Annotated in this window: 19 protein-coding genes; 5 read left to right on the top strand and 14 right to left on the bottom strand. The window is 48.0% G+C overall.

Annotated features, from left to right (window positions below):
- Position 1 precedes the first annotated feature (1 nt).
- The 4 genes from MKX74_RS18505 to spoVAC all read right to left on the bottom strand — a co-directional run bounded on the left by MKX74_RS18505 (position 2) and on the right by spoVAC (position 3,332).
- Positions 2–961 (bottom strand): AAA family ATPase, encoded by a 960-nt coding sequence (locus MKX74_RS18505; RefSeq protein ID WP_018887979.1) that lies wholly within the window; start codon positions 959–961, stop codon positions 2–4.
- 493 nt (positions 962–1,454) lie between these two features.
- Positions 1,455–1,805 (bottom strand): stage V sporulation protein AE, encoded by a 351-nt coding sequence (gene spoVAE, locus MKX74_RS18510; protein WP_018887980.1) that lies wholly within the window; start codon positions 1,803–1,805, stop codon positions 1,455–1,457.
- A 1-nt stretch (position 1,806) separates the two neighbouring features.
- On the bottom strand, positions 1,807–2,826 hold the full coding sequence (gene spoVAD / locus MKX74_RS18515) for a stage V sporulation protein AD (protein ID WP_025680333.1): 1,020 nt from the start codon (positions 2,824–2,826) through the stop codon (positions 1,807–1,809).
- Entirely contained in the window at positions 2,823–3,332 is a 510-nt protein-coding gene (gene spoVAC, locus MKX74_RS18520; protein ID WP_341179377.1) for a stage V sporulation protein AC, read from the bottom strand. The genes spoVAD and spoVAC overlap by 4 nt, the downstream gene beginning before the upstream one ends.
- Before the next feature lie 212 nt (positions 3,333–3,544).
- On the opposite strand from spoVAC, the gene MKX74_RS18525 reads away from it, so the two are divergent.
- Entirely contained in the window at positions 3,545–4,618 is a 1,074-nt protein-coding gene (locus MKX74_RS18525; protein ID WP_018887983.1) for a M42 family metallopeptidase, read from the top strand.
- Positions 4,619–4,740: 122 nt separating this feature from the next.
- Here MKX74_RS18525 and MKX74_RS18530 read toward each other — a convergent pair whose 3' ends face one another.
- From MKX74_RS18530 to MKX74_RS18545, 4 genes are all read right to left on the bottom strand, one after another.
- Entirely contained in the window at positions 4,741–5,451 is a 711-nt protein-coding gene (locus MKX74_RS18530) for a metal-dependent hydrolase (RefSeq protein ID WP_341179378.1), read from the bottom strand.
- Between the two features lie 243 nt (positions 5,452–5,694).
- The gene (locus MKX74_RS18535) at positions 5,695–7,560 is read right to left on the bottom strand and encodes a beta-glucoside-specific PTS transporter subunit IIABC (RefSeq protein ID WP_341179379.1); all 1,866 of its coding nucleotides are present in this window, start codon (positions 7,558–7,560) and stop codon (positions 5,695–5,697) included.
- 243 nt (positions 7,561–7,803) lie between these two features.
- On the bottom strand, positions 7,804–8,655 hold the full coding sequence (licT, locus tag MKX74_RS18540) for a BglG family transcription antiterminator LicT (RefSeq protein WP_018887986.1): 852 nt from the start codon (positions 8,653–8,655) through the stop codon (positions 7,804–7,806).
- Positions 8,656–8,995: 340 nt separating this feature from the next.
- Complete coding sequence (locus tag MKX74_RS18545) at positions 8,996–10,438, bottom strand: 6-phospho-beta-glucosidase (protein WP_133567377.1); 1,443 nt, start codon at positions 10,436–10,438, stop codon at positions 8,996–8,998.
- A 595-nt stretch (positions 10,439–11,033) separates the two neighbouring features.
- Here MKX74_RS18545 and MKX74_RS18550 point away from each other — a divergent pair.
- The gene (locus MKX74_RS18550; RefSeq protein WP_445667284.1) at positions 11,034–12,110 is read left to right on the top strand and encodes a glycosyl hydrolase; all 1,077 of its coding nucleotides are present in this window, start codon (positions 11,034–11,036) and stop codon (positions 12,108–12,110) included.
- 192 nt (positions 12,111–12,302) lie between these two features.
- On the opposite strand, the gene MKX74_RS18555 is transcribed toward MKX74_RS18550, so the two are convergent.
- The gene (locus tag MKX74_RS18555) at positions 12,303–13,130 is read right to left on the bottom strand and encodes a methyl-accepting chemotaxis protein (RefSeq protein ID WP_025680329.1); all 828 of its coding nucleotides are present in this window, start codon (positions 13,128–13,130) and stop codon (positions 12,303–12,305) included.
- 168 nt (positions 13,131–13,298) lie between these two features.
- Positions 13,299–15,464: a GDSL-type esterase/lipase family protein gene (locus tag MKX74_RS18560; protein WP_341179380.1), complete on the bottom strand. Its 2,166-nt coding sequence runs from the start codon at positions 15,462–15,464 to the stop codon at positions 13,299–13,301.
- A gap of 160 nt (positions 15,465–15,624) precedes the next feature.
- Between MKX74_RS18560 and MKX74_RS18565 the strand changes: the two genes are divergently transcribed.
- A complete protein-coding gene (locus MKX74_RS18565; protein ID WP_028588697.1) occupies positions 15,625–16,587 on the top strand; it encodes a helix-turn-helix domain-containing protein in 963 nt (320 codons plus the stop codon).
- A gap of 111 nt (positions 16,588–16,698) precedes the next feature.
- Here the strand turns inward: MKX74_RS18565 and MKX74_RS18570 are convergent, their stop codons facing one another.
- Complete coding sequence (locus MKX74_RS18570) at positions 16,699–17,157, bottom strand: MarR family winged helix-turn-helix transcriptional regulator (RefSeq protein ID WP_341179381.1); 459 nt, start codon at positions 17,155–17,157, stop codon at positions 16,699–16,701.
- A 176-nt stretch (positions 17,158–17,333) separates the two neighbouring features.
- Between MKX74_RS18570 and MKX74_RS18575 the strand changes: the two genes are divergently transcribed.
- The gene (locus MKX74_RS18575) at positions 17,334–18,221 is read left to right on the top strand and encodes an SDR family NAD(P)-dependent oxidoreductase (RefSeq protein ID WP_341179382.1); all 888 of its coding nucleotides are present in this window, start codon (positions 17,334–17,336) and stop codon (positions 18,219–18,221) included.
- A 164-nt stretch (positions 18,222–18,385) separates the two neighbouring features.
- Here MKX74_RS18575 and gdhA read toward each other — a convergent pair whose 3' ends face one another.
- The 3 genes from gdhA to MKX74_RS18590 form a co-directional block, all read right to left on the bottom strand.
- Positions 18,386–19,741: an NADP-specific glutamate dehydrogenase gene (gene gdhA, locus MKX74_RS18580; RefSeq protein ID WP_018887994.1), complete on the bottom strand. Its 1,356-nt coding sequence runs from the start codon at positions 19,739–19,741 to the stop codon at positions 18,386–18,388.
- A gap of 520 nt (positions 19,742–20,261) precedes the next feature.
- Entirely contained in the window at positions 20,262–21,209 is a 948-nt protein-coding gene (locus tag MKX74_RS18585) for a helix-turn-helix transcriptional regulator (protein ID WP_341179383.1), read from the bottom strand.
- Between the two features lie 40 nt (positions 21,210–21,249).
- The gene (locus MKX74_RS18590) at positions 21,250–23,316 is read right to left on the bottom strand and encodes a beta-galactosidase (protein ID WP_341179384.1); all 2,067 of its coding nucleotides are present in this window, start codon (positions 23,314–23,316) and stop codon (positions 21,250–21,252) included.
- A gap of 175 nt (positions 23,317–23,491) precedes the next feature.
- Here MKX74_RS18590 and MKX74_RS18595 point away from each other — a divergent pair, with 175 nt between their 5' ends.
- Positions 23,492–24,337: a helix-turn-helix transcriptional regulator gene (locus MKX74_RS18595; protein ID WP_341179385.1), complete on the top strand. Its 846-nt coding sequence runs from the start codon at positions 23,492–23,494 to the stop codon at positions 24,335–24,337.
- The last annotated feature ends 62 nt before the right edge of the window (positions 24,338–24,399 follow it).

Here is a 24,399-nt window from a genome sequence, read left to right on the forward strand (position 1 = left end):
TTCACAATCTCTCCAGCTGTACGGGCACCTCAACCTGCCGCAGAATTGAATGCAGCACAGCCTGCGAATTTGCGTGATCCATGCGAGCCTCAGGGCGCAGCAGCAAGCGGTGTGCCAGCACATAAGGAGCCAAGGTCTTCACATCGTCAGGAAGCACATAGTCTCTCTCTTGCAAAAAGGCATAAGCCTTGACTGCCATAACAAAAGATAGGGCGGCACGAGGGCTGGCCCCAAGCAGCACGGCTGAATTTTCACGCGTAGAACGAACCACTCCCAGCAGATAGGATGCTACATCCTCATTCAGATAGACATCACGAATCTCGCGCTGAATGGCTGCGATCTGCTCCATATTAGCTACAGGCTCCAGTTTGTCCACTGGCTGGCCTTGCTGATGGCTGAACAGCAGATTTCTCTCTGTCTCTTCATCTGGGTAGCCCAGACTGAGCTTCAGCATGAATCGATCCAGCTGCGCTTCAGGAAGCATATACGTACCTTCGAAGTCAATTGGGTTCTGGGTGGCACACAGCATGAACGGGGATGGTAGTGGATATGTCTCGCCATCCACAGTGACGCTCCGTTCCTCCATAACTTCCAGCAGGGCAGATTGTGTCTTGGTTGTGGCTCTGTTAATCTCATCGGCAAGCAAAATATTCGTCATGACCGGACCGGGTCTAAAGTAGAATTTCTCATCCTTGGGGTGGAAAATGGATACCCCTGTAATATCACTTGGCAACAAGTCCGGGTTACATTGAATCCGTCTGTAATCGCCTCTCATGGACTTCGCCAATGCTTTGATCATCTGAGTTTTGCCAGTACCCGGCACATCCTCGATGAGTACATGCCCTCCCGCAAGCATCGCGGTCATGAGCAGCTGTATTTCAAAAGATTTACCTAGTATGCATGATTCTAGATTCGTACGGACTGCAGAGATCGTCTGCAGAGATTCTTGGCGAACGGGCATATAATCGTGTACCTCCTAAAATATCAACATGCAGTCCGTTCACAGGACGTAAACGATTCAACTGCTATTCTATTAAGAGCATTCATTAAATTTATTGAGTTTATTGAGTTTATTGAGTTTATTGAGTTTATTGAATTCATTGCATTCATTGCATTCATTGCATTCATGAGTAAGTGCATTAAGATGTTGGACTCTACGATATAGCTCTATTAAAAGTAGTTTCTATTTATTATTGTACATGAACATGAAGCGAGAGTACACTTGCCACAGCTTCCAGATTCCAGTATTCCTATGATTTTCTCTATAACTTTCAATTTCTCATATCTATGTACAATACCCAGTGTAGCTAACAGCAAAACACCCCGGAACTCTGCTCCGGGATGTCGGCATTCGCTTATTAGATGATGAAGTTTTGAATTCACGACCTGATCTGCAGGTCGCTGCAGAAACCGATGTATACGACATGTAAATGTTATGTTCAGCTAAGACAGCTTTAACCTTTGGGCCGAACGACCAATGCTGCCAGAAAGGAGAAAATGATCGCAGAGGAGATACCCGCACTCGTCAGGCTGAAGATGCCGGTAATAACCCCCATCCATCCTTGTGTCTCCAGCTCTGTCAGTGCTCCGTGGACGAGTTGATTACCGAAGCTGGTAATGGGCACGGTTGCTCCAGCCCCTGCGAACTTAATTAATGGGTCATAAATGCCTACTGCATCTGCTACTGCCCCCGCTACGACAAGCGAACTCATCGTATGGGCAGGAGTCAGCTTGAATACATCAATTAAGATTTGCCCCACGACACAGATCGCGCCACCTACTAAGAAAGCCCATAAAAATTGCATATTATTGTCCTCCTGCTTCTAAAGCTACAGCATGTGCAACACATGGAATACTGTCTCCTTGCTGATACGAAAGTGGCGATAAGAGTGCTCCTGTAGCAACAACCAGCACTCGCTTCAGTTCCCCACTCTGCAGACGCTTGAGCAGATGCCCATAGGTCACTACTGCTGCACAGCCGCAGCCGCTTCCACCCGCAATAACTTGCTTCTGCTTCTCACGATCAAAGATCATGAGCCCGCAGTCGTTAAATTCCGTCGCTTCGGTATCCATCCCATGATCCTTAAGTAATTCCTTCATTATAGGCAGACCCACAGATGCAAGGTCACCAGTCACAATCAAATCATAATCCTGAACACTTCTTCCCGTATCTCGAAAATGAGAAAGAATGGTGTCTGCTGCTGCTGGAGCCATAGCGCCTCCCATATTGAACGGGTCCTTAATCCCCATATCCTGTACCCTGCCTATGGTCGCACAGTCAACAATTGCACCATTGCCGGTGGTACCAACGACGGCACAGCCTGCCCCAGTAACGGTATATTGTGCGGTTGGCGGCTTCTGAGAACCGTATTCCGTAGGATAGCGGAATTGCTTTTCTGCCGTACAGTTGTGACTGGAAGTACCCGCGATGGCATAATCTGCGCCCCCTGAATCCACAATAAGGGAAGCCAAGGCAAGGCTTTCCATCGAGGTGGAGCAGGCACCAAATACGCCCAGGTAAGGGATGCCTAGCTTACGTGCAGCAAAGGAACTGCTAATAATCTGGTTCAGCAAGTCGCCGCCCACAAAAAACTGAATATCATCCTTGGTCAGATTGGAGTTGACCAGAGCAAGCTGTGAGGCTTGCTCCAGCAAGCGGCGTTCAGCTTTTTCCCAAGTTTTCTCATCAATCTCAAGGTTGTCATACACATAGCTGAAATCTGCGGCAAGGGGACCCTCGCCTTCATCAGGGCCAACTACAGTAGCGCTTCCCGCAATCCGCGGACGTGATTCGAATTTCCAGGTCTGCTCACCCAATCTTTTCATAAGTGGTTGCCTCCTACACCTAGAGCTGCATAGACAAGTCCAATAATGAACGCAGCGACCACGCCGAATACAATGACGGAGCCCGCAAGCTTGAACATACTGGCACCGACACCAAGTACCAGACCCTCTGACCGATGCTCAATTGCAGCTGAACACATGGAGTTGGCAAAGCCCGTTACAGGTACGGCTGTCCCTGCACCCGCCCACTGTGCGAACTTGTCGTATACCCCCATGCTGGTCAAAATGACGGAGATCAGAATCAAGACCGCAACGGTTGGATTCCCTGCATCTTTTGCCGTCATATCGAATCCGGCCATAAAAGCACGGAGAATGGCCTGACCGATAAGACAAATAAAACCACCTACTAAAAAAGCACGGATGCAGTTCACCAGCACCTTTCTGGAAGGCTCATACTTCTTGGCAATTTGCTGATATTCTTCCTCGTGGAGAGTCAATTTGGGCTTAATCTGTTGTCCAGCATTGGAACGCCCTGTTTTCACAGCCATCCCCGCACCTCCTGTATCGTATTTAAATAAAGAACTAAAGGACAATCTTTCTCCATGTTCATTATTTGTCGAGGGAGCCCTTGTTATGATTGGTAATTTCGTGCTGATCACCACTTCTGACAAGCGGATTCAGCATGGACATTTATACATAATGCTTTATACTTAAACATAATAACTATCCGGTGGTTAATTAATGAGGAGTGATTACATACATGGATCAGCACACTTTAGAGTTGTTCAGAACATTGACTGAATTCCCTTCTGCACCAGGGCATGAACGAGAGCTCAGAGCATGGGTAAAAGACAAGATGTCATCCTACACCAATGAATTCGTACAGGATCATCTGGGAAGCCTGTTCGGTGTTGTAAGAGGCGATGAAGAAGGACCTCGCGTCATGGTAGCGGGACATTTTGATGAGGTTGGCTTCTTGGTCAACGGCATTACAGATACTGGCATGATCAAATTCCAACAGCTCGGCGGCTGGTGGAGTCAAGCAGTCATGTCTCAGCGACTTCAGGTCATCACGCCAAATGGACCGATCGAAGGCGTTGTGGGCTCGACGCCTACACACCTGCTCGATGATGCCGCGCGCAGCAAACCTGTTGAATTGAAGCACATGTATCTGGATATCGGTGCAGATAGTCGTGAGGAAGTAGAGGCTTTGGGAATTGTGCCCGGGACATCCATTGTTCCAGTAAGCAAGTTCACACCTCTGGCTAACCCCAAAAAAATAATGGCCAAGGCTTGGGACAACCGCTATGGTGTCGGCCTAGCAATTGAGCTGCTTGAGGCTGTACATAAGGAAAAGCTGCCAAACACGTTATATACGGGAGCTACTGTGCAGGAGGAATTGGGGCTGCGAGGAGCAAGAACGGCGGCCAATCTCATTCAGCCGGACATTTTTTTCGCACTTGATTGTAGTGCAGCTAACGATATGACCGGCGACAAAAATGCCTATGGGCATCTCGGTCACGGGGCTTTACTTCGCGTGTTTGATCCTACCATGTTGACCCACCGTGGGTTGGTGGAATATGTAAAGGATATGGCAGATACGCATCGTATTAAGTATCAATATTTCATCTCTCCAGGTGGAACAGACGCTGGTCAGGTTCATTTAAGTGGTAAAGGTGTGCCTTCCACTGTCATTGGCATATGTGGTAGATACATCCATACCTCTGGCTCCATTATTCACACAGATGATTATGCAGCTGCAAAAGAACTGATTATCAAGCTTGTGAAGCATCTGGATCGCACCACACTCAATACCATCATTGAGAACTCGTGATCATGCCGAGATCATGAGACTCACACAGCCACAATGATCAAAGCCATGCTCCTGGCTCGTCTATCCTGAAAAGGGATACGTGCCGCAGAGCATGGCTTTGGTGTGTTGTCACTACTAATTCATCAAACGGATCGAAAAATGTACGCGACCGTCACCAGTAGCAGCGTCAGAGCAATGCAAATGTTCTCGACCCTGGCTCCCTTCTTCGTTCCTGTGCTCATCAGGCGGAAGCGAAGGCGCAGATTCAGGGGCGGTAGTGGCTTAATGCCATTATTGGTCAAGGAATCCGCAAGGAGATGCACTACATAGGCTATACCACCTGCCAGCCAGATGCTGTCTCCATAAGCGGCTGTCGTGCCATACAGCAGCCCTGTCCAGGCTCCCGCTCCATAGAGCGTATGCGTCAGCCCACGATGAGGGACAATCGTGCAAATTACGAGCAGACTGCCCGCAATATAATTCCACGGACTATAAGCACCACCGTACCAAGCGAACCCCGCGCCTAGCGCAAACAGAATGACCTTCCGTAAGGAGCGGGAAGGAATCCACGCCACGACGGCCATAATCCCTGCCAGAATCCAATCCCATGGGTAGCTGAATACACCTGCCATGAACACAATTACAGCACCGATTAGCGTCAATATCTGTACCCAACGCAACAGCTTCCGTGGCATCGTCCTGCTGAGCAAGAGCGAATTCGGTTCATCAATATCCGGCAGCAAGGATCCAATCACAGCCGCTGCGGCAGTGGGCAATGTTACATCATAGCCTTGTAGCACAAGCACTGACCAGCTAACGCCAGTACCAATAATAATATGGGCTCTTCCCATCATGATGTCATGCATCCTCTCTATTCATCTGGGCAGCCACAATGTCAATAATGGATGTTACCGCTCCATTCCCTCATATATTGTATAGCAAGTCATTGTAGGGAACAATAGTTCGCATTTCTTATTTTACTATCAGCTTCGCTGAAAGCTTATATAATCTACCATCTTAATAAAAAGAGGCAGCGACACCCCCAAGGGCTCACTGCCTATCCATGATATGAACATTATAGTAGCTTTATCGTCGAATTAGATGTGTAGCTTCAATAGTGGCTGCTGAAGCTGAACTTGACCATCCGCAGCAGGCTTCACCTCAGCATAATCGGCCGAGTTCGTAATAATGACTGGCGTTACCGTATGATAACCAGCCGCCTTGATTTGCTCCAGATCAAATTCCAGCAGTAGATCGCCAGCCTTGACCTGATCCCCTTCCTTAATGTAGGAGGTAAAATGCTGTCCATCCAGCTTGACAGTGTCTACTCCGACATGAACGAGAACCTCTGCTCCTGTCTCGGAGACAACAGCCAAAGCATGCTTCTTCTTGAAGGCCACAGTAACCGTTCCATCGAATGGAGCCACTACCCGTCCTTCAGAAGGTTCAATCGCAATGCCTTGCCCCATGGCGCCGGATGAAAACGCTGGATCGGGCACTTCAGACAGAGATACTACTTTACCTTGGATCGGGCTGAGCACTTCTTGATTCGCGCTGGCTACAGGAGCCGTCTGATTGGATGGTTCAACGGACTTGGTAGCCTTGTCTTCCTCTTCCACCGGATCTTCGAAGCCCAGAATATAAGTGAGCGCCGCTGAGATAATAAAGGATGCCGTAATACCCATAATCAGACCCGGGAAACCTTGTCCACCTGGTCCATAGAAGATTGGCAGTGTCAACAGTCCAGGTGCGCCGGAAGCGAACGCCTGTGTACCCGCTTGACCAATGATAGCACCCCCGACAGCACCACCGATAATACCAGCGATGAACGGACGCTTCAGTGGGAGCGTCACACCATAGACAGCAGGCTCGGTAATTCCGAACAGGGCGCTCAGTGTAGCGGAACCCGCCAATGTTTTGAGCTTCTTGTTCTTGGTCTTAAGCATAACCCCGAAGGATGCGCCGGTCTGAGCAAATACAGATGCTGTTGCTGCAGGCTTGATGCCATCACGTCCATGCACAGCCACGTTGTTGATGAAGATCGGAACCAGACCCCAGTGTACTCCAAAGATAACGAGCAACTGCCAGCATGCACCCATAATCGCACCAGCGATCAGTGGACTGAAGCCGAAGGCAGCTACCAGACCGGAAGCAATAGCATTACCAACATACACACCGAATGGTCCAAACACGATCAGCGTAAGCGGAACCATGATTACCAGAAGCAGCAGTGGCGTGATGAAGTTCTTCACGCTCTCATGAATCAATCGGTTGAACAGCTTCTCCAGCTTGCACATTACAATAATGGCGATAATAATCGGAATAACGGTGGATGAATACGTCATCATAATGACTGGAATCCCGAAGAAATCAGTTGCTACACCTTCTGTTTTCAAAGCCATGATGGACGGATACAATAATGATCCGGCTATGGTCATTGCAATAAAAATGTTTCCTCCGAACTTCCGAGCAGTTGTAACCGCTAACAGCACTGGCAGGAAATAAAATAAAGCGTCGGATGTACCATACAGAATCGTATACGTGGTCTCTGTTGTCTCCAACCAGCCCAGATTGCTGGCGATCAGCAGCAAGCCCTTGAGAATACCCGCACCAGCCATAACTCCAAGCAATGGAGCAAAAATACTGGAGATAACATCAACGATAGCACCAATACCTTTAGCGGATTTGCCACTTGGCTCCTTAGGTCCGTCATCCAGCAGCTTGGTAATTTTTCCGATGGCGCTATAGACCTCAGGTACCTTGTTACCTATGACAACTTGAAACTGTCCGCCATTTTCTTTGACGGCAATGACCCCATCTGTTCTCTGCAGACCTGCCTTGTCTGCTTTGCTATCGTCCTTCAGTACGAAGCGCAGACGCGTGGCACAGTGTACGAGAGATACGACGTTCTTCTCGCCACCTACCAACTCAATAATTTCCTTTGCCAGTTTCTCCTGACTCATGCTGTACACCCCCGTGTGTTATTAGAACAGGTGGAACCGATTTTTGAGCACACAAAAAACCTAAGCCATTGGCGAGGGGACACATGTAGTCCTATTCCTCCCATGACTTAGGTTTTGCCTGCATAACCAGTAACAATCCCAGTTAAATCATTATTCAGTTCCTGTTAGACATATCGTAAACGACAGCCTTGAAGATTGTCAACAACTATTTTAAATTCATATAACAACTTGATAAAGCGCTATTTAATCATTCGCAACCTCAGGCCCACGTGTAATCACTCGCTGAATATGAATCATTAGATACAGCTTTTCCTCATTCGTTAGAACATGATTATACTCATTTTGAATAAAGACATTGATCTTCTCCACACAGGCTGCTGCCTCAGGATGCTTATCCCGAATGAGATCATAGAAATGGTCATCATGGTTATCATAATGCGTGCCGTTGAATATCCGCTGCGAGAAGAATTTCAGATGCGTAATAAAACGAAAGTAGCTTAATGATTCCTCATCCAGCTCCATTTTAAAGTGATATTTGGCAATATTCACAATTTGCTGAATGAATTTGGTAATATTCATCGTAGTCGCTACTTCTTCGTTCATCTCCGCATTAACGAGGTGAATAGCAATAAAGGCCGCCTCATCCGGAGGGAGCTCTACGCCCAGCTTATGCTTAATCTGCTCCAGTGTCTTGAGACCCAGATTGAACTCCTCTTTGTAGAGCTGCTTGATCTCCCACAAGAGGGCATTTTTAATCTCTATTCCCTGCTCATAACGTTCCATGGCAAAGTGAATGTGATCTGTCAGCGACACATAGATATTCTCATTCAGGTTCCGGTCCTGATCACGCTTGGCGTCACTGATAATTCCTTCCACGATCTCAATCAACTCCAGTGGTACTTCCCGCAGCAGCATCTTGAAATTATCGGTGGTCTGCTTATTTTTCAGTGCAAATACCTTCTGGATCCGCGTCTCATCAACCTGATCTCCGGGCTTCTTCTTAAACGCAATTCCACGCCCCATGATGACAGCCTCTGTACCGTCCGTTTGATATACACTGATTACGTTGTTGTTAATGACTTTGGCTATTTTCATGCTGATCCCCCGTTCTCACTGCACCAACCGCCCCTTATTCATCTGGGTCTCGGGATACAAAAAAAACCTAAAGCAGGCCAGAATAAAACAGGCAATATTGCCGGTCCTCTGACAGCTTAGGTTTTGCCTACACAGTCAGCACCATGCATGAGAGTACGCATAATACCCGTATAGTAACAATCCCAATAGTAAAGATGGATTCGCGTCAAGTATAGCCTGAAAACAGGGATATGTCAACGCTTTCAACCGAAATAAGCCTGCCGCAGCCTTATCCCCTCATTCCGAGGAGAAAAAAGGACTCCGGCAGACGATTATAAGACATCAGGTAGTCGAGATGCGGTTACTTTTGTTCGAGATCGGCTCCACGGGATGCAATAACTTGCTTGTACCAGTCGAAGCTCTTCTTCTTGATGCGCTTCAGCGTACCTTGGCCTTCGTTGTCACGATCGACGTAGATATAGCCATAGCGCTTCTTCATTTCACCAGACGACGCACTGACGATATCGATCGGCCCCCAGCTGGTATATCCGATAATTTCGACACCATCCTGAATGGCTTCTCCCATCTCGGCAATATGACGCTGCAGGTAGTCGATTCGGTAGGAATCATCCACTTCTCCGTCTGGAGTGACTGTATCCACCGCTCCAAGGCCATTTTCCACCACAAATAGCGGCTTTTGATAACGATCATGCAATTGGTTCGCAGTAATACGGAAGCCCTTAGGATCAATGGTCCAGCCCCATTCGGATTTAGCCAGATAAGGATTGGAGACCGAGCCAAACACATTACCACTGGTCATCTTCTTCACGACCTCTGGGTCGGTACTGGTTGTACGGCTGGAGTAATAGCTAAAGCCAATGTAGTCTACTGTGTTATTCTTGAGAATGTCTGCATCACCAGGCTCCATCGCTATATTCAGACCGTGGTCCTTGAAGAAACGCTTGGCATAACCTGGGTATTCCCCGCGGGATTGCACGTCAATGAAGAAGTAGGACTCGCGGTCCTTCTCCATACCCTGGAATACATCCTCAGGATTGCAAGTATACGGATAGAAGCTTCCTGCTGCCAGCATACAGCCGATGATGGCATCTGGTATGAGCTCATGACAGGCTTTTACCGCAAGCGCACTTGCGACTAGCTGATGATGTGCTGCTTGATACTGAATTTGCTTCACATTATCGCCTTCCTGGAACGTCAGCCCTGCACCCACGAATGGCAAATGCAGCAGCATATTGATTTCGTTGAATGTCATCCAGTACTTCACTTTGTTCTTGTAGCGCTCCAGCACCGTACGCGCATATTTCTCAAATAAAGGCACCAGCTCGCGACTTCTCCAGCTTCCGTACTTCTCTACCAGACTGACTGGCACGTCGAAGTGAGCCAATGTAACCACCGGCTGGATTCCATGCTTCAGCAGCTCATCGAACAGATCGTCGTAGAACTTCAGTCCTGCTTCGTTCGGTGCAGCCTCTTCACCTGTTGGATAAATCCGGGCCCATGCGATCGAGACACGAAGAGCCTTGAAGCCCATCTCTGCAAATAAAGCGATATCCTCTTTATAGCGGTGATAGAAATCAATAGCTTCATGTGACGGATAAAATTCTCCCTCAAGTGGAGTCAGGGATGGAACATATCCTTTCATGATATCTCTTCTCTTCTCGCCTGCTGGCATAAGATCGACAACGCTCAGACCTTTGCCATCCTCCAGATATGCGCCCTCAACCTGGTTCGCAGCCAAGGCACCTCCCCACAGGAAATTCTCAGGAAACACAAAATTGGACATACTAACTCTCCTTCCGAATAGTTCAAATTCGCTACCGTATAGCTTGCCCTTTACAACAAAAAAACCCGAACCAGCCTGTATGCATTAGTAGGCAACGCAAACAAGCCGGATCAGGTTATGCCCTCTTACGGTAACATCCCTAATGATACAGATTATGGATTTGATAAAACTCTAGCAAAAAAACAGCTAGCCTGTCAAATACAATATGTCTCTGATGTGCCCAAGTGATGTCAGGAAAGCGTTGGTTCCAGCACAGGACCTACGTCTTTTTGCACATGCAAACCAAACATTTATCTGCAATAATTGTAATCAGTACGGCTGAATTCGGGTATATATGGATAATGATTCCACCCCAATATACAGTCAAGCGGAGATGGAGACGAGCATATACCCTCTTGTTATCTTACATAACCTCTTACATCTATGTTATACAATCCATCTAATCAATGTAATTATATCTACCTACAATATGACGTTAATCTATCTTGAATACAGTAGTGATATTGACTTCGCCACGGGCTTGAAGCAAAATCGGTTCAGAATACATGATGCTACATCCAGAAAATAACCGCCAGGTTATGAAGAAAGGACGCTGATGCTTGTGAAAAATACTTCAAGACAATCGCTGATGCTCGTCAAAGCATTTACACTCACTTTCCTGTGCCTGCTATTGTTCACCGGCTCTCAGGACTCCACTTCTAGTGCTGAAGCGGCCCTCAAACCCATCAATCCGAATGCCTCGGACAGCTCTCGGCAACTATTAGCTTTCCTGTCCGATATATCAGGTGAATACCTGATTACAGGCCAGCATGATTATCTGGAAAGCCCAGACGAGCAGAAAAATCGTCTTGGGAAAATCAGCGGTTCAATGCCTGGCTTGCATGGATATGAGCTTGGTGCAATCTCCAATCAAAGCCCGACAGTAGCTGCTTCCCAACGAAAAAGTGTCATCCATTCAGCTATCCAGTGGAGCCGTTCGGGCGGGATTGTGGTGATGACCTATCATCAGCCTTTGCCGGGTACGGCACCTACTTGGAAGAATGTGCAGCGCAAGATTAGCCAAGCTGAATTCGATGCTTATGTGACTCCTGGAACTCCTCAATACCAGCGGCTAATCCGCGATCTGGATCAGGTCGCCGCCTCCTTGAAGACACTCAAGAACGCAGATGTACCTGTCTTGTGGAGACCCTATCATGAGATGAATGGTGGCTGGTTCTGGTGGGGGGAGAAGGATAATTTTGATGCCCTATGGGGCATTATGTATGATCGCTTCGTCAACGTTCACCAGCTGGACAATCTATTATGGGTATGGAATCCTAATGCTCCGAATGCCTATTCTCTGGACTACGAGGCGTTCTTTCCTGGTACGGCGAAGGTCGATATACTGGCGGCCGATATCTACGAGCATGATTTCAAGCAATCCTACTATCAGGAGCTGCTTGCACTCGCAGGGGGCAAACCGATCGCCATCGGTGAGAATGGGGGACTCCCTAGTCCCGAGGTACTCAAAAATCAACCGAAATGGGTATATTCCATGACTTGGGGCAGCTCGCTTACCCAGGACAACTCCACTACGGAGATCCGGACATATATGAGTCAGAGCAAGACACTCACACTACCACAGCTAGTGGAGAAAATGAAGCAGCACCGCGAAAGTGAACACAAGCGTTAAGTAATGTGCGAAGTATGCGGTGCAGCTCCTTACCCATAGCCTCAGCCCTGAGCCCAGAATTCGTGTTCTGGACTCAGGGTCTTTTTTACATGATGTAGTCCAGTTATTTCAATGTCACATATCCCATATTAAAAAAAGCCCTACTCGCGTATCGCGAATAGAGCTGTTGGATACGATCAGAACCACTTCTACCTACTTCAGAGCAAGCATTTGCTGTACAAATTCCTTCAATTTCTTGCTCGTCTGATTGAGCTGCTCGATACTATTAACAAATTCATTAACCAGTATCGCCTGATCCTGAGTCGCTGCTGTAATCTGACTGATCTCGACCTCCATATGCTTCATTGAGGCCTGCACATTGACGAGCGATTCTTCAATGCTCGCAGCCGCTTGCTTGGTGTGATCGGATAGCTTCCGCACCTCACCTGCGACAACGCCAAAGCCACTTCCCAGGTCACCAACACGCGCCGCTTCGATCATCGCATTCAGCCCAAGCAGATTGGTCTGCTCTGAGACCTCACGAATCACACCAGTCACCTTGGTGACACCTGCTGAGTTCTGGACGGCTAGCTTGGAATTGCGCAGCATCTCCTCCGAGGTGGCGGATAGCTCCTGCGAGTGGGCAGCTACCTGCTGAATCCCGCCTAACAGCGAACCGATAATTGTCTCGGTCTCCGAAATGAGTGATTCCAGCGTATGATGACTATCCAATGAATAGTTGACGCCCAGTATTCCAACGACCTGCTCGTTCTCCTTAATTGGGATAAGAATGGCATCGAAGGGTCTACCTTTAAGGTCACCGGGCATCCGCACGACGGTTCTAGAGTCACGATTCGTTAGCATCTTGAAATTCTTATAGTCATTATGCAGCTCGTCGCCCACCTTCACTCCGATATCAAGCGACTGGGCCTCCAAAAAATACAGCACCTTCTCATGATCATTGATGGATATCGAGACATCATCACGAAACATCTGACTTACAAATGGCATGCTATGGACCAAAGCTTCAAGCGTATTCATCTTCTTACCCCCAGTTAAAAAATGGAACACTCCTAGTTCCTATATCGGTAAAAGAAAACGATTTATAAACCATTTGTTAATAAATTAGTATATAAGGAGTTTCATAGGTGGTTCCGCCATTTCATAGGGAATAGGAATGAATAGTTGTTACTGAGCAAGGAGGGCTACCTAGGGAATCAGAGAGGAAGTATCATTCTCCGCCGTGACGTCCTGTCTAAGAACCCACATAAAATACAGTGCTTTGGCAGCTTGCTCGCGGGTTACCCCGAGCCTTGGCTCTAACTCCGTACCATTGGTCATCTGACCTCTAGCAATCCCCTTCTCCGAGCGAATTAGCCCCAGATCATAGGCTCCCTTCAGCTTGACTAACAGGTGCGGCTGAGTATTCTCCGTATCCGTCAACTGCTGCCAGGACACCAGTGGATAATACATGGCTCCCCGCGCCCCTGAATCCAGATTTGGATCATAATCCGGGTCCCCAGGCACCACTGTCGAGCCGTTAAAGTCCGTCATGAACCTTGGCTTGTCGATGAACCTGGACTGGTATGCATCATACAGCATAGCTCCCATCAGCTCGCGAGATAGCTCTCCATTGCTATATCCGGCCAATACTGAAGGATTCACATTCATGAGTCGGGTAAGACTATCCGCGAACTCCTCCACACTGATCATCGCTCGCGGGTTAAAGTTACCCTGGTGGTCTTTGTTCATGACTCCTAACTGTAGCAATTTCTCAATCTGATTCCGGTAATAAGCCCCTTCCCCAGTGGTAGTGTCCTTGGCCATCTCCGGGAAAATATCTGTCCAGTCAGCTGTCGTAACCGCCAGCTTCACATGATCTTTCAGATGAGATGAAATATCGGCAGCGACGGAATGGCCTGCCTGTGCCTGCTTCACCAGATCAGTTACAACCATCCGCGCCAATTGCTTGGAGAGCGCCTCCTTGTAATGTGTACCGTCAATCTTCTTGGATGGATGCCCGTTGGCGTAGCTTCCGTCATTGGTCTTGCCAGGCGTCTCTCCGGCTTCAATAGACATGAAGATTGCTGTCGTAGCTTTGACGCCAATCTCGTTGTAATATTGCACACTCTCGGTGTTCAGATCAATGAGTGTGATGCTCTCTTCGGCCGCAATACGCTTCAGAATGTCCGGGAACTTACGATTCGTGAAGGAATTGCTGTACACGTAATCCTGGGCTGCATCACCTTTTATTCTGGAGACGGGAGTAATCAGCACAGGGACCATGCCTCTTGCGCGAATCGCTGGAAGGTAGACTTCCTTTATATATGTCTCATACATAGCCTCTGTAGAGCCTCGCCCATAGCGTCTGAATTCATCCATGCTCTCGTCATTATGTCCGAACTGGATCAGTACATGGTCGCCAATTCTGCCGCTGAGCAAGATATCGTTCAAGCGCCCTTCCGCGTATGCATTTTTGAACGAACGGCCACCCATGGAATAATTAATAACTCTGACCTTGCTGGGATCAAACATGGTATCAAACACCTGGCCCCAGCCGCTCATCGGTGCCTCGTCGAAGGTATAGGACTTGACCGTCGAATCCCCAAGGGTAAAAATGGTCGGAAGATCCCCTGAAGCCCGCTCCTGCGCTGCAATAGGCTCCAGTACAATCTCTTCAATACCTACCTTCGTGCCAACGCGATTCGGCTCAATTTCAATATCCAGGTATTCTCGTCCGTTGACATAGGCAAAGGTCCAATCCTTCCCTCGTGCCTCGGCCTTGAATTGCTTGGGTACAAGCTTGGCCGCATCCCAATGTCCACCAGACAGCAGACGACTCGCCTGCATGCCTGAGATCGATATTGCAGTATCCGCCGTGTCTGAGGTAGTCCTCACATATACATTATAAGCACCTGGAGGAGCTGCAATTCGAAAAGTCATACCGTAGTTGTTATAGTTGTCTTTCTCGAATTTTGGTTCCGCATAGAATTCAGGCTCTGTGATGAAAAAGCCTGTTCCATCGGAGGTAATCGTATCTGTATGTACCTCTCGTGGTGGGAGGGCACTGGTGTGCTCGACAAATCCGTAGCCGACTGAGGCGTTATATAAAGGGGCACCCATGTGTGTATCATACACTACAGACTGGTAACCAGGCTTGGTCTGGCTGGCAAAATTGAACCGATACGAATCAGCAACGATAGCATGACTTCCCTCCTGTATTGGCTCATTGGCGGCAGCTGCTAGCTTGCCATAACCAGAAGTCAGCATCGTAGTTAGAAGCAGTGATAAGGAAAGCAGCATGGTCCAGAATCCTTTCATCTCAATTCTCCCTTTCTCCTTACGCATATTGCGATACCGCTTGATAGTTCTCACGCGCGCTTCCTCCATTATGACTTTTTATGTAAGCGATTCCAATGATGATTTCTCTCTATTTTTTGACCATTTGTAATACTAATTGCTATCGTATCTGTCGCATAGTATGTATAATTATGGAAGTACACTGGAACTCCAAACCTAGAGGGAGGCTAAAGCTTTGACTTACAAGGTTGCCTTTCCAGACATGATGAGCACTCTTCATCTTATTGGCTTTCATTTTCGGGTAGCCGAGCCTGGTTGGACTTATCCCAATCATCATCACAAAATTTTTGAGCTCCTGTATTGCTATGATGGTTGCGCCATTCAGTATATTGATCAATGCTCGATTCCATTTGGCAAAGGAGATTGGCTGGTAATTCCGCCTGGTCTTCGCCATCATGTCGTTAGCTCCGATGCAGGACCCTATGTTTATCTTTCCATTCATTTTGACATCGATGACCTGGAGTGTCGTCAGTGGTTCCAGGCGCAGCCTCTGCAAGCATGGAATCATGAGCAGCCCCCACGCCCCGAGTTCAGTCGCCAGCTGGAGCACCTGGATGAATTCATTAAGAACAGCATTCTGGCGACGACAGCATCCACCCACTATCCGGAGAAGGTTAAAGGCTTCTTGCTGATGAAAGAGAGACTGCGGCTCCACTCCACCATCCTCATGATTCTAAGTGAGATGATGACTGCACAGCTCCAGCAGACATCGGTACCTGCACAGTCCATCCAACAGAAGCATTCCCTCTACGAGGTAGAGACAGCACATTGGATCGAGCAATATATGATGAACAATCTGCATTCGTCAAGTCTTTCGATACAGTCAATGGCGGACGAGCTCTGTCTAAGCCGCGTGCAGTGCCACAAGCTGTTCTCCAAGGTATATAAGATCTCTCCAAGACAGTATATGACCAGTAAAAGACTTCAACATGCCAAGCACCTGCTTGTCTACTCAGACTTGAAAATTCAGGACATTGCGGAGCAGCTGGGCTTCACCTCCCAGAGTCATTTCAGCAGACAATTCAAGCGTTGGACGGGCATGTCTCCACTCCAGTACCGACCTAGATCATATACAGGTCCAGCTATTATTAATTCATCCAAAGTAGGGCCAATTTCCGAGAAGGATGTATATGAATAACATAAAAGACAGGCCTCTGAATGAATCAGAAGCCTGTCTCTTCATAATGTCGGATACCTCCTCCGCATGTCACGCCTTTCGCAAACTTCGAGAGAGGGAGCAATGGTATGTCTAGAGCTCCAACCCGTTAAACCGCCTCAGCATTTCGGTAAAAGCTTGCAAATCCGTATTCGTCCAATTTTTAATTCTTTCGTAGAAAATGGACTCCTTTTCTTGGGAGACACGAATCATATTTTGCTGTCCGGCATCTGTTAGGGATAGAATAACTCCCCTGCCATCCTCAGACGACGCCTCTTTTTTGACATACCCCAAAGCCTCTAGTCGCTTGACAAGCCTACTGACTGCGCTCCGATCCATAGCAATTGCTTCTGCTAAGGCTGCCGCATTGGTCGGCCCGTAGGAATAGAGCCAACGTACAATGTGGAAGGCAGCTGGCTGCAAAGAAGAGTCATACCGGGCGGCAGCTTCCACATGGAGTGCATGAGAAGCACTGATCAGCGCATTCAGCTGTTTACCCAGATCCAATTCCAATTGAGCTCTCGACACAGGGAAAGATTGCTCCTCCTCCATCCTCGTTCACCTTTCCTTCGTAAAGTCACAACAGAAGTATAGTTGACATATATCAATCAAATTAATATAGTGGATATATATCAATTATATTATTTTAAAGTCTTGCTTCTGTTGCTGATTCTTCAATCTCTTCTTCCCCTATTTATTAAAATTGTATCACACAAAGGAGCATGAGTATGAGTAATAAACCAATAGCTGTCATTACAGGCGCAACGAGTGGTCTTGGAGAGCTGGTTGCCGTTCAGCTAGCCGTGTGCGGCTATAACCTCATCCTGACGGCAAGAAGCATGGAACGTGCAGCCGCCACTCGAAAACGAATCTATGAGCATGCTCCTTCAGCTCAGGTAGATGTGTTCTACGGGGATTTATCGGTCATGCGTGACGTAGTTCGCGTAGGAAACGAGATCGCCAATGCTCACCCTAGAATCGACGTGTTATTAAATAACGCTGGCATTCATGCCTTTGAACCTCGCATCACCTCCGAGAGGCTTCCCGAGATGATGGCCGTGAATTATTTGGCCCCATGGCTGTTAACGCATCTGCTAAGGCCTTCCTTGCAAAAAACGGGCACAGCCAGGGTCGTCAATGTCGCTTCCGAAGCTTCTCGTCGCCATGGCGTGCTGACCCTGCCCGACGACTTAACGGACACCACTCCGTTTACAGCCCGAGGCTCATCTGCTATCTATGGCAAGACCAAATTGTTAAATATCATGTTCACTGCGGAACTGGCTCGGCAATGGACCGGAACTGGAATTCATGTGAATGCACTGAACCCCGGATTTAATGTTACGGGGCTTGGTCGTGAGCTCAAATATGCGGGTATAATCGAACAGATTCTGAGATTCCTTCGACTCGGTAACCCGCAAAAGGGGGCCGCAATCATCACACGCCTGATTATGGATCCGGAATTCTCCAGCGTCACAGGTGGATATTTCAATGTTGGAAGCGGAAAATCTATTAAACCAGCGGAACCTGGGGGTAATGTCAAATTGCAGAAAAAGCTATGGCAGGCTACACAAGAGCTGCTCGTAGAGCATGGTTACCTTCACCACACGTTCAAGTGAAGCTGCACCAACACTAGGCCTAAGCCTGACATCTACACTACAGCAACGTAATAAACATGGCCTCATCCAGATGACAGACCCTCCTGATCATCGGTCCAGATGCAAAAAAAAAACGGCAGTTGAACCTATAAACGATTCACTGCCGCTTATTGCAATTCGATGAATTAGATGACACCTTGTGCGATCATGGCATCTGCCACCTTCGTGAAGCCAGCAATATTGGCTCCTACGACCAGATTGCCAGGATGACCATATTCATCCGCCGCCTGGACAGCCGAAGCATAAATATTCTTCATAATTTCATGAAGCTTCGTGTCCACCTCTTCAAAACTCCAGGAGTATCTCATGCTGTTTTGTGCCATTTCGAGAGCCGATACAGCGACACCACCGGCATTTGCAGCCTTGGCAGGTCCGAATAGCACGCCAGCTTGAAGGAAGATATCGATAGCTTCGAGAGTAGAAGGCATATTGGCTCCTTCTCCAATCGCCTTGACCCCGTTAGATACCAGCAAGTTAGCTGAATCCTCGTTAATCTCATTCTGCGTGGCACATGGGAGTGCAATATCACACGGGATAGACCAAATTTGCTCACAGCCCTCTGTATACACTGCGTTTGGATGCTCCACCACATATTCGCTGATCCGTTTACGTTCCACTTCCTTCAGGCGCTTGACGGTCTCAAATTTAATACCGTCCGGGTCGTAGACATATCCGTTTGAATCACTACATGCCACGACTTTGGCTCCCAGCTGCGTTGCTTTCTGGATCGCATATAGCGACACATTGCCTGATCCGGAAATGACAACTGTACTTCCCTCGAACTGAAGTCCTTTGCTTTGCAGCATCTCGTTTACGAAGTAGACCGTACCGTAGCCTGTTGCTTCTGTACGGGCCAAGCTACCGCCATACCCGATTCCTTTGCCTGTCAGGACACCCGCTTCGTTGCCGCCGCGAATTCGTTTATATTGTCCGAACATATACCCGATCTCGCGAGCGCCGACACCGATATCTCCGGCAGGTACATCGGCATCTGGTCCGATATATTTGTACAGCTCCGTCATGAAGCTTTGGGTGAACCGCATAATTTCTCCGTCCGATTTACCTTTTGGATCAAAGTCCGATCCACCCTTCCCTCCACCGATCGGCTGGCCAGTCAGTGAATTCTTGAAGATCTGCTCAAAGCCAAGGAATTTAATGATGCTGGCATTCACAGAAGGATGAAAACGAAGACCGCCCTTATAAGGTCCGAGCACGCTATTAAACTGGACACGGAAGCCACGGTTCACTTGTACAACTCCTTGATCATCGACCCAGGGTACGCGGAATGTGATCATTCGTTCCGGCTCTACGATTCTTTCCAGAATACCGTGTTGTATGTATTTTGGATGCTTGGCAATGACAGGAACAAGCGATTCAAGAATCTCTTTGATGGCTTGATGAAACTCGTATTCATGAGGATTTCGTTTCACTACGGTTTCATATACACTCTGAATATACTGCTTAGCTGATGCTTCGGCCATTGTTGTTCATCCACCTTTATCATTTAAAATAGTCAGTAGCCTGCAGGATCTCTTGGAAGGAATGAAGCTCAAGAACTCTGCAAAGCGTTACCGCGTTGAAATACAAAAACAGACCTATGAATCAATTAATTTATTTAATTCAACATATTACTTGAAATATCCACCAGTCGGCAAGAATTATTTACACGACATGTTAAGTTTTATTTTTTCATAGTGATAAATTTTATTTTTCACACTTATTAATTACCGCTTATTAAGGCACAACTTTCATGGCGGAGCACGTGTAATCATCAGGGGTGCAGGTTGAACATCATCGAGCAAAAATGGTCACAATACTGCCATAACTTACTATGATGCTAAATCATTATGCAGTCATTCTGGATGTACCTGAGGCGGGTACGATCATCTGCATTGGACTTCTTTACATGCTGCCAGCACTTCCACTGTTCTTCCCATGATTTCAGAAATTCTATCTATTTGTGTTACTCGAATATAAAAAAACACTACTGACAACAGCGTGTCAGTAGTACTTAAACATTTTCTCGATCTCTTGTCGTACGCGCTCACGGAAGGACTTCGGCTCCAGCACCTCGATATCCCCTCCCAGGGTCAGGATGTAAGGGAGCAGCTCTTCAGCCTGTCTGACTCGAAAAGTGACCCGAATCTCATCCTTCTCCTCCACCAGTGCTTCCATGTAGAAGCTTCCTGATTCTAAGATCTTGTCGATCACGCTCTGATTCACCCTTACCACTACGATTACATGACGATCATCCGGCGGACGGTAATGATTCAGATCGAACCCTGTCGGGAACGCGAAGCCTTCCTCCAGCAAGGTCAACTCCGTCATTCGGGACAATCGGAAATGGCGAAGCTCCTGCCTAAAATTACAATGTGCAATCAACATCCAATGTCCCCGAACAAGCGCTAACCCGTAAGGATCAACCTTTCGCCAGCTTTTCCGATTCCCGTCTGCTTCAGACAGTTTCTTTACATACCCGAAGCTTAGTTTACGCCTATTTATAATCGCATGCCGAGCTATGGTTAGATAATCCTTTTCCTTCCGACCAGTTACTGGCTCATCAACATGAATGAGCCGCATTGTCTCACGTATGCGTCTTGATTCCACTCGTACGGGCTCAGGCAATACCGCTTCAATTTTACGTCGTACGGATTGAGCTACACTTGCAAAATCGGCATCCAGCCTCTGATCCATGAAATCCGTACCCATGAGCAGAGCAACAGCCTCTTCTGTCGTAAAACCGATCGGGGGTAAAAAATAGCCTTCCAGCAAAGAATACCCCTGTCCCGTAGTCCCAAATATCGGAACCCCCGCCTCACTTAATGCTTGAATATCACGGTAGATCGTCCGGACGCTTGTCTCGAATTGAGCCGCCAGATCCTCTGCTCTCAGCATTTTACTCCGCTGCAACTCTAGCGTGATAGCAAGCTGTCTTTCGGTTTTATTCATTGTCTTACTCCCCCGTGCTTCAAGGTCTAGCCTATCTTAATTATTCTATCACACAGGGCCACTCCATGATCATCACGCCATAGGCTGGAAGGTGCACCCGTCCACTAATCTTCTCTCCAGTGAGTAGCTCCCTGCGAGGCTCATGTAGTACAACTTCTGCGGAATCAGACCCGTAATTGAGAAGAAATACGTAGCGCGCATCCTTCCCTTCGCGAATGCCTATCTCCACTTGCTCCGGCACCTCAAGCCATTGTGCCACCGGCGAGGTCAGCTCCAACCTATCTATCAGCGTATCCACAACAGCTTCGTTAAATGCCGCTCCGTAATACCAAGCTGCTCCACGCCCATGTATGCGCTTTGTCATAGCCGGACTACCTGCATAGTAATCTGAAGCATAGGTAGCCACGACCTCTACGTTTGGATCTTCTAGCTGCAAAATGTCATTAAAGGCATCGGCAACGGTATCCCGGGAAGGGCCATCGCCCTCCCATTTCAATACCGAAGGCTGCACCGTGCCTTTAATGAGTGTAAAATCACTCACGGATATTCCGCACAATGCAGCTACAGGTCCCGGGAGCGGCTGCATACGAGCATGACCATGCTTATTTTTGTACCCGGTTCGGGCACCGAAGATGACTGTACCTCCCCCCGCTACATACTTCTCCAATAGCTCCGCCGCCTCATCGGTCATAATCGCCGCATGCGGATAGATCAGCAGTCTATATTTCTGTAATGCAGTCAGGTCTTGATCCCGTAAATAGACCACATCTACCGGAATATGCCGGTACTGGAGCTGCTTGTACCAGGCGTTGACACTACGGGCTGTAAGAGGACCATGCCAGACATCGAATTCTCCGTCCCACTCATTATCATAATCCCGCAAAATCGCTACATCAGCCATATATTTCGTACCTGCAAGCTCGTAGCCGATCACTCCGAATTCTTGCCCTACTTGGGTAGCCTCCAAGACGCGACGGTTAGGCCTGTTGTGGTAGTCATTCAGACCATGCCAGTAGATTTCTGTCCCTACGGTCGCTGTACGCCAGCGGAAGTACAGGACAAGATCAGCTCCATGCAGTACCGACTGATATGTCCATAGCCGTAATTGACCAGGTCGAGGGGACGGCATATCAATCCGGTTCACCCATCCCCCAGGACCAGCCTGCTGCTCCATAATGCAGAAATTACCCGATATGTCACGCACAGCGCTTAGATTCAGGCTCCATTTCCGGTCAAGTAGTGGCTTATCCTCCTGCCCCGGGAAGATCGTAGAGAATTGAGGATAGGAATCATAAGAGAAGAAATCCAGCATGGACTCGGTCAGTGCATGACTGTCCAGATGTCCAAACATACCATTGGTCGTAATCCAGTGCTGCGGGGCGAGCTCCCGAATGATATCTGCCTGGATCTGAGCAAATGTAATCGCATTATGGGAAATAAACCGCTTCTCATCCAGCGTATGATGTGGGTTAGGCGAGTCAGCCGTCGTTTTACGCGGCAAATATATTTGCTCCCAATCGCTATAGGTCTGACTCCATACGACGGTTCCCCAGGCATGATTAAGGGCCTCCAGCGTTCCATATTTCTCCTTCACCCAAGCTCGAAATGCCACATGGTCTGCTTCAGAATAGAACACATTTATTTCACAGTTGAACTCATTGTCGATCTGCCAGCCTACAATGGCCGGATGAGCCTTATAATGGTTAGCCATCTCTCGGGTAATTCGCGCGCACAGCTCCCGATATTTCGTACTGCTGTAATTATAGTGACGGCGCATACCGTGCTGATAAGGCACACCCTCAGACGTTGCATTTAGCACTTCTGGATACCTGTGTGTCAGCCAAGCTGGTGGTGTTGCTGTTGGTGTACCCATAATGACTTTCAATTCGTACTGATGGGCCAAGTCCAGAACCTTGTCGAAGAGCTCAAATTGAAACCGGCCCTCCTCCGGCTCCAAAATGGACCAGGCAAATTCAGCAATGCGAATATATGAAATATTCATGCTCCTCATTCGCTGAAAGTCATCCTCCCACAGCGCTTCGGACCAATGCTCCGGATAGTAGCAGACTCCTAATTGCAAAGCATCTAATTGAATGGATTTAGTCATGAACATTCCCTCCGTTCTCCTGATGCTACCATTTTAGAATGATTCCTTGTAAGCGTATATAATGAGTTTTTGACTTGATATCATTTTTTTGTGCTTCAAAGCGCAGTATATACCAGACAGAATGATATAATAGATTGGTTCCATAACAATAATTTCTCATTGCGAGGTACACATCATGAGGGAGCATTTATTCTTTCCACCCCCTTCCATGCAGCATTACATCTGTTATCCAGACTTTATTGGCGGGTACAAGGACGATCCGACGCATGCCGTTCAGCGGTCGCCCCAGACGAATGACCTGAAGCTGAATCAGCTGTACAATCTTCACTTTATTCTTGATGGAAGCGGCTATGTGACCTGGTCCGGCACACGCTTTGAGCTTGGTGCAGGAACCGGATTCTTGTACGGACCTGGTCTTTCGCAGCACTACGAGGCAGCACCTCATGATCCTTGGAATATACGTTGGATTCACTTTGCCACGCATGGTATGGAAGCACTGTTGAGGGCACGGGGGCTTGGGGAAGTGTGGCTGTTCGAGCTGGAGGATATCTCTGCGGTGAACCAACGGATGGAGGAGCTACTGCAGCTAGGCAGAGCATTTGACCTTGATCAGGAGATCCGTGCCTCTGTCGTACTCTATGAGCTGTTGTTGCACATTATCAAAGGCGCATCGCCGCTCTCATTTCCACGAGATCCGGCCATTCCTAATATTTACGCCGCTGCCGACTATATTCGGTCCCATTGTACTCAATCGTTATCGGTTGCTGACCTAGCCGAATTCACGGGATATAGTGTCCCCTACTTTAGCCGCAAGTTCCACCAGTTCATGGGTAAGACAGTCACGGCATATGTACTTGAGTCCCGAATTCTGCATGCGAAGCAGCTACTGGTCTCAACGAATAAGACAATTAAGGACATCGCCTTTGCTTCTGGCTTCTCACAGAGCAGCTATTTCATTCAGTGCTTCAGGAAAGTCGTTCATATGACACCAGAGCAATTTAGAGCGAGCTGTAGGCCTTGATGGATGGGTGACGGAACTAGAAAGAGGGCTCATTGGATCAGAAAAAGGAAAATACGACCTAG

This window comes from Paenibacillus sp. FSL K6-1230, assembly GCF_038002385.1.
Classification (GTDB): Bacteria; Bacillota; Bacilli; order Paenibacillales; family Paenibacillaceae; genus Paenibacillus; species Paenibacillus massiliensis.